The 7,119-nt window shown below is 40.3% G+C and carries 7 protein-coding genes; 2 read left to right on the forward strand and 5 right to left on the reverse strand.

The features are described from left to right. Positions 1-110: 110 nt before the first annotated feature. The 3 genes from mnmH to BCU84_RS08390 form a co-directional block, all read right to left on the reverse strand. Positions 111-1,235 (reverse strand): tRNA 2-selenouridine(34) synthase MnmH, encoded by a 1,125-nt coding sequence (gene mnmH / locus BCU84_RS08380; RefSeq protein ID WP_102527636.1) that lies wholly within the window; start codon positions 1,233-1,235, stop codon positions 111-113. After that, a complete protein-coding gene (selD, locus tag BCU84_RS08385; protein WP_102527637.1) occupies positions 1,235-2,278 on the reverse strand; it encodes a selenide, water dikinase SelD in 1,044 nt (347 codons plus the stop codon). The genes mnmH and selD overlap by 1 nt, the downstream gene beginning before the upstream one ends. Positions 2,279-2,375: 97 nt before the next feature. Next, positions 2,376-3,479: a fatty acid desaturase gene (locus tag BCU84_RS08390; protein ID WP_102527638.1), complete on the reverse strand. Its 1,104-nt coding sequence runs from the start codon at positions 3,477-3,479 to the stop codon at positions 2,376-2,378. 145 nt (positions 3,480-3,624) lie between these two features. Here BCU84_RS08390 and fabR point away from each other — a divergent pair, with 145 nt between their 5' ends. Beyond that, positions 3,625-4,239, forward strand: a complete 615-nt coding sequence (fabR, locus tag BCU84_RS08395) for an HTH-type transcriptional repressor FabR (RefSeq protein ID WP_102527639.1) — start codon at positions 3,625-3,627, stop codon at positions 4,237-4,239. Positions 4,240-4,361: 122 nt separating this feature from the next. Here the strand turns inward: fabR and trmA are convergent, their stop codons facing one another. Next, positions 4,362-5,468 (reverse strand): tRNA (uridine(54)-C5)-methyltransferase TrmA, encoded by a 1,107-nt coding sequence (gene trmA, locus BCU84_RS08400; protein WP_102527640.1) that lies wholly within the window; start codon positions 5,466-5,468, stop codon positions 4,362-4,364. A 141-nt stretch (positions 5,469-5,609) separates the two neighbouring features. Here trmA and murI point away from each other — a divergent pair, with 141 nt between their 5' ends. Next, positions 5,610-6,401: a glutamate racemase gene (gene murI / locus BCU84_RS08405; RefSeq protein ID WP_102527641.1), complete on the forward strand. Its 792-nt coding sequence runs from the start codon at positions 5,610-5,612 to the stop codon at positions 6,399-6,401. An 11-nt stretch (positions 6,402-6,412) separates the two neighbouring features. Here the strand turns inward: murI and BCU84_RS08410 are convergent, their stop codons facing one another. After that, complete coding sequence (locus tag BCU84_RS08410) at positions 6,413-6,871, reverse strand: RNA-binding protein (protein ID WP_102527642.1); 459 nt, start codon at positions 6,869-6,871, stop codon at positions 6,413-6,415. Positions 6,872-7,119: the final 248 nt, after the last annotated feature.

Genomic DNA, 7,119 nt, shown 5'->3' on the forward strand with positions numbered 1-7,119 from the left:
CGGTTAATTCAATGCCGTTAGAAAGTAATGATCTTATAAAGTAATGACCTTGGATAGAATAAAGCGCCCTTATGAATAAGGGCGTTTTTCTTTGTATGTTAGCTAGAATATTAGCGTGATAAGGAAATATTCGAATGACCTTTAGAAGATAACCAATCATGAATGGCTTGATGGTCACCACTAAAAATTACTCTTTGCTGTTTCTTCGATAATTGATATTGATACATTGGGTCATAGTAATGACGCAGAAGGCTGGTTATCCAATCAAAGTGAGCTGATAAGTCATTACGATTAAATTGACTGTTGATGGCTTGTTCAATCAAGGTCGTTAACTCAGCATGCTGTTGTCCGCCTAAGCGCTTTTTAATACTATTTACGCTATTCAGTAAGTATTCGCTAAAGGCATGTTGACCTGCTTCAGCGCCAAAACGGTTAATGTATGCTGCTGATTTGTCCGCGACATAGGCTTTATGTAATCGGTTAAGGCGATTTTGAAAAGACTCTTCCAACACTATGATAGGGCTACGCTGCATGGCTTGATAGAATACCTGTGGTATAGCTGAGCGCCCAATGAGGTAGCTCTCATCTTCTAACAAGGTAAAAGTACTCGCTATGTGTTGTTGCTTGAGTAGTTTTATCGCCAAATTGTTCTCAAAGTTAATTTGAGTGGGCTGCGGGTCAATATTTTTACCAAAGCTTGAACCACGATGGTTAGCTAGACCTTCTAAGTCTATTGCTTCATGACGTTGCAACAATAAATCTGTTTTACCACTGCCGGTAATACCACTTAATATCAGTAAAGGTTGTTCAGTCGATGCCTGTTCGATTGTCTTAATCAAATATTGGCGCATGGCCTTATATCCGCCTTCAATATACGGAATATCAATACCGGCTTCTTTTATCCATTGTTGACTTAGTTTCGAGCGAAGCCCACCCCGAAAACAATACAGGTAAGCGTTAGGGTGAGCAGCTATATATTGCTGCCATGCTTCTATGCGCTGCTGTTTAGTGTTGCCATTAACGAGACTATGTCCAAGTGCTATCGCAGTATCTTGGCCATGTAGTTTATAGCAAGTGCCTACTTGTTTACGTTCATCATCAGTCATTAGTCCGATATTAGTCGAACGGCCAAATGCACCTTTAATAAACTCAACAGGCGCACGCACATCAAGTAAAGGCACATCTTCTATGAAGATGCGTTGATATTCGCTGTCGGCAATCATATTTACTGCCATTAGAGTATGTTCAGCAAAGGTAAAGTTGGAGCAGTAAGCGATAGCTCACCAATGCAAATAGGCGCTATGTCTTGCTCTAAAAGACAGCTAATGAGCGCTTGCTCTGCAGCGGTTGATACCGATATAAGTAAGCCGCCGCTGGTTTGTGGATCGCATAAAATGGCTTTTTGTTTATCTGATAATGAGCCGAGGTGTTGTTTGTAACTATCAAAATTTCGCTGAGTGCCACCAGGGACGCAACCTAGATCCAGGTAGTGTTCAGCTTTGTCTAAAAGTGGAATCTGTTCAAAAGACAATGTCGCTGAGAGGTTTGCTCCTTGGCATACTTCAATTAAATGACCTGCTAGACCAAAACCTGTGACGTCGGTTAATGCATTAACGCCGTTAATATTAGCGATACTCTGGCCAACTTTATTGAGCTGACACATGGCATTGATGGCAATCTGACTATCGGCTTCAGCCAGTTTTTTCTGCTTCTGTGCAGTGGTGAGAATACCGATGCCAATAGGCTTAGTCAGATACAGTTTATCTCCAGCCTGTGCTTGGTCATTACGTTTAAGTTTAGACAGTGGAATTTGTCCAGTGACAGCTAATCCAAAAATAGGTTCAGGAGCATCAATACTGTGGCCGCCGGCAAGCATAATGCCAGCGTCAGCGCAGGCTTTTCTTCCACCTTCAATGACTTTCTGTGCAACTTCAGCTGGTAAGGTATTCACTGGCCAGCCCAGTATAGCAATAGCCATAATAGGTGTGCCGCCCATGGCATAAATATCACTGATGGCATTAGTGGCTGCAATACGACCAAAGGTAAAAGGGTCATCAACAATCGGCATGAAAAAATCAGTGGTACTGATAATCCCAGTTTCTTGGTTTAGCTGATATACGGCGGCATCATCACGGCTCAGATTGCCTACAAGTAAATTGGGATCGGTAAAAGCTGGAATATCACTGGCTAGAATGGTGCTAAGTACTTGAGGGGAAATCTTACAACCACAACCTGCGCCATGACTGTATTCGGTGAGTTTAATATCGGTTTCTGCCATGAAATGAATAACCTGTTATGAACATCGATTATCCATCATAAACACAAACGGCTACCTTGCAAGGTAGCCGTTTCACATTAATGACAATCGCTTAGTGTTAATAAGCAGCAGTAATGTTATTCCAATTTTTCTTTTGAGCTAACAAGCGTGCTTTTAACTCTTCAACTTGCAAGTTGAGCTGTTGATAGCTCAGCTGTTTACTTTTGGCCTCAATCAAACTCTTTTTAGCTTGGTAATATTCCATTAAGTGTTGCTTCATTAGATCGTATTCTGCTTGAAAATTCGCAATGATCTCATCACAGTTTGGTAAATGAGCCACTTTGTCTTGTGCCCTGAGTAACTGCATCTGCAATTTTGCACTTTCAATACGTTCTTGTGGTACCACACGTAAATCTGTGGCTAACCCAGCCCAATACATCGATTTGATTAACCATTTGGTTGGGTCGTAATGCCACCATTTAATCCCATTACGGTAATCATTTTCGAAAATATGGTGGAAATTATGATAACCCTCACCATAAGTTAATAATGCGATAACGCCATTATCACGCGCGGTATTCTTATTTGTATATGGCTGGCTTCCCCAGATGTGGGCAAGTGAGTTAATAAAGAATGTGCAGTGATGTACGACAACAAGGCGAAGTAAGCCTGCCATGAGTACCATCGAAATAATGTCGCCGTTTAGCCAACCTAAAAAAGCAGGTAAGCCAATATTCATCAATACCACTAATGACAAGTAATGTTTATGCTGCCACATAACGATGGCATCTTTTTGCAAGTCACGAACATTATTGTAATCGTGGTAACGACTGGCTTGGTATTCTCTTAGCATCCAACCTATGTGGCTATACCAGAAGCCTTTTTTAGCGGAATAAGGATCTTTATCGTTATTGTCCACATGCTTATGGTGAATACGGTGATCAGAAGACCAATGTAATGCACTATTTTGCAGTGCAAGAGCGCCGCCTAAAGCGAATAGAAAACGCATCACTGGATGTGCTTTATAAGCTTTATGCGACCATAATCTATGATAACCCGCAGTAATAGATAGACCGCTAGCAAAAGCGAGGATAACAAAGGCAACCCATTCAATCGCTTCAAAGCCATGAGTCATACCACGCCAAGGAACTAGCGTGATTGCACCCAGTAAGGTGAGTGCGAAAAGAGATGTATTTAACCAAATAATCGGTGGTTTTTTCATTAAGATGTTCCAAAAAACTTATTGGGCGTACAGTTGTACGCCAATTTAACTTACCCTTATTCTGTGGTCAAGCTTTGAAGGGCTGTGTTTCTCTGATAAAAACGGTATTATCTGTGCATTAACATTTACTAAATGGATTCTATACATGGGTGTAAGAGCATTACAGAAAGAAAAAACCCGTCGTGCATTGGTAGATGCCGCTTTTAATCAACTCAGTGCTGAGCGTAGCTTTTCAAGTTTGAGTTTACGCGAAGTTGCAAGGGAAGCAGGGATTGCACCAACCTCTTTTTATCGCCATTTTAAAGACATGAATGAGTTAGGTCTGACAATGGTTGACGAAGGTGGATTAACCTTAAGACAAATGATGCGCAAAGGAAGACAACGTGCTGAAGCTGGTGGCAGTGTTATTCGTATTTCTGTCGACACATTTGTGGAAGTGCTAGAGTCAAATCCAAACGTGTTTCGTATTCTTTTGCACGAACGTTCTGGTACTTCAGCTGCATTTCGTGCAGCAGTGGCAAGAGAAATAGAACATTTTATCTCTGAACTATCTCATTATACTGAAGCCACAGCAGGGCGAACGCCAATGTTAGCCAGAGTTCAGGCTGAGGCTTTGGTGACGTTAGTGTTTAACGCTGGCGCATCGGCTTTAGATATGAAACGTGCAGATAGAAAAGTATTAGCAGATCATCTGGTACTTCAACTGCGTATGGTTGCTAAAGGTGCTGAAGCCTTGCAACATAAAGTCGAAACTAAGTAAGGTTCTATTTCATTAGTTGAGATACAAAAAAGCGGCGTTGTGGTATCACAACACCGCTTTTTTGATTTTCATATCCGATTAAGCAGGTATTTAGGTATTTAGGTATTTAGGTATTTAGGTATTTAGGTATTTATTTTACGTTCTAGTAAAACACCCGATTCCATATGGTGGGTATATGGGAACTGATCAAATAAAGCGAAACGAGTGATCTCGTGGGTACGACTTAACGTCGCTAAATTTTCCTTCAAGGTTTCTGGATTACAAGAAATGTATAAGATGCGATCGTAGTTTTGCATTAACGACAGTGTATCGTCATCAATACCCGCACGTGGAGGGTCTACAAAAATAGTATTGCAATCATAGCTGTCTAAATCGATACCTTCTAAACGTCGGTAAGTACGTTTCTTCGCCATCGCGTCACTAAAATCTTCTGCTGACATACGAATGATTTGTAAATTCTCGATGTTATTAATGGCAATGTTGTACTGAGCGGCATCGACAGAGGGTTTAGCCAATTCGGTGGCAAGTACGCGATCAAAATTAGGCGCAAGAGCAATGGTGAAATTACCATTACCACAGTAAAGCTCTAATAAATCACCTGTACTGTCTTTTGTTGCTGAAATCGCCCATTCCAACATTTTCACAGAAACTTTAGCATTTGGTTGGGTAAAGCTATTTTCAATTTGCTTGTATTTAAGCTCGTTACCATCGACTGTTAACGTTTCGACGACGAAGTCTTTATCTAAATCAATTTTTTGCTTACGTGCGCGGCCAATAAAGTTAACGTTAAACTTGGCGGATAAACGTTGTTTCATTTGCTCTGCTTGAGCACGCCATTCATCGTTAAGTTGACGGTGATAAAGCAACGAAACCAATATTTCACCACTTAGGGTTGATAAAAAATCGACTTGGAAAAGTTTAAAGCGTAAATCATGATTGGGACGTAGCTCTTCCATTAATGCTGTCATTACCTCATTAATGAGCTTTCCAGCAGGAAGATATTGCTCACAACGTACTTTTTCATTCAATGCTTTATCAAACATGTAATAGTATAAGTCGTCGCCATCATGCCACACTCGAAATTCTGCACGCATGCGGTAATTTGCAGGTTCCGAAGCGAAAACTTCTAAACTAGGCGGAGTAAACTCGGCAAAGGTCTGTTCAAGCTTGATACGCTTTTCTTCGAGTTGCGCATCATAGTTTTTAGGATCCATTGCAGCTAAATTCATTTTGTTCCACCATAGGCTGTAAATTAAGGGCGCAAATATTATACTACACACCGCTGATGTCCAGCGGATTGGCGTGTTCTTCGAAGATTAAGTCAAAATATAATCGAATTCTTATTAATAACCACTCAAACGGAGATTATCTTGGTCGGTCCCATACTCGTTTTTGATTCAGGCATAGGTGGTTTATCAGTGTTTGACCACATACATAGTCAACTACCACAACATGACATTTATTACTTATTTGATAATGCCCGTCTTCCTTATGGCGATCTTAATGAGCAAGAATTGATTCATGGCTGTGTCGAACTGATTGTAAGACAGGTCAAAGCAATTAGGGCATCAATCGTAGTGGTTGCCTGTAACAGTGCAAGCACCTTAGTGCTGCCAGAATTAAGAAAGCAGTTGGATATACCGGTTGTTGGAGTGGTACCAGCTATAAAGCCAGCAGCGTTAATTTCAGTAACACGACATATTGGTTTGCTTGCAACGCCAGGTACAGTGACAAGACAATATACTCAAGATTTAATTGATTCCTTTGCTAGCGATTGCAAAGTGACTTTAGTTGGAACGTCTGATTTAGTGTTAATAGCAGAGGCGAAAGCGCAAAGAAAAACTGTCGACATAAATCAAATAGAAAAAATCTTGGCACCTATAAAGGCAACAGATATAGATACGCTGGTATTGGGTTGTACTCACTTTCCTTTATTGCAGCAAGAAATCGATCAAGTGCTCCAACAAAAAGTGATGTTATTAGATTCTGGTGATGCGGTAGCAGCAAGAGTACTGTCATTTATCGAAGCGAACGAAGAACAATTCATTACTAAGAAAGGAAACTTGCAAGCAGGTTTTACGAAGGATATAGATTTAGGACTGGAAATGACATTAGCTGACTACGGTCTTACACAATTACAGCGGATTACCGTAGCCAACTAAATAAGGTCAAACTAACTATCTTTATTTTGATCTGCAGGATCAGACTCTTGAGATTTAGCTTCTCGTACTTTTAAAGTACGTTCTTGGAAACTGTAATCATTCAATTTGTTCATCGCTTTTTTCGCGCCAGCTTCTGACATTTCGACGAAACCGAAACCTTTGCGACGACCAGTCTTTCTATCACGTACTAAGCGAACTGAATTAACTGGTCCGTATTCACCGAAAAGTGATTTAACTTCACCCTCGTGTACACGATATGGAAGGTTACCAACATAAAGTGTCATCGTTGGGCCAACATAAGGTTCATTTGAACCTGCAGCAGATGAAGATGGTGCGAAAGTAAAAATAAGACTAGCTAACATTGCACCTGCGATAAAAGACACAACAAGTTGAACATTGGTAGAAAGAGCATAAATGATGACTGCGCCAATTAGCGCCGTAATTAAGGTAATAACAAATGACTTCTGCATAAGTTTGTCTCTAATAAAAATGAAAAATGATAAATATCTGTTAAAAAGCATAGCTATGGTAATGAATTATTGGCACTTTCACCATAGTCTGATGAAAAAATGAGCTCAAAACACAATAAAAACTCCGTAGCACTATATTAAAGTAGAATAAAATCGCCTTAATAATACTCATAACAGTCAAAAATAAAACGATCTGTGCAAAAGTTCTTCGTTCGATCGTTTTTCTTTAAAAAAGCCCTTGCGGTGTT

It is taken from the genome of Shewanella sp. 10N.286.51.B7, assembly GCF_002873615.1.
Classification (GTDB): domain Bacteria; phylum Pseudomonadota; class Gammaproteobacteria; order Enterobacterales; family Shewanellaceae; genus Shewanella; species Shewanella electrodiphila.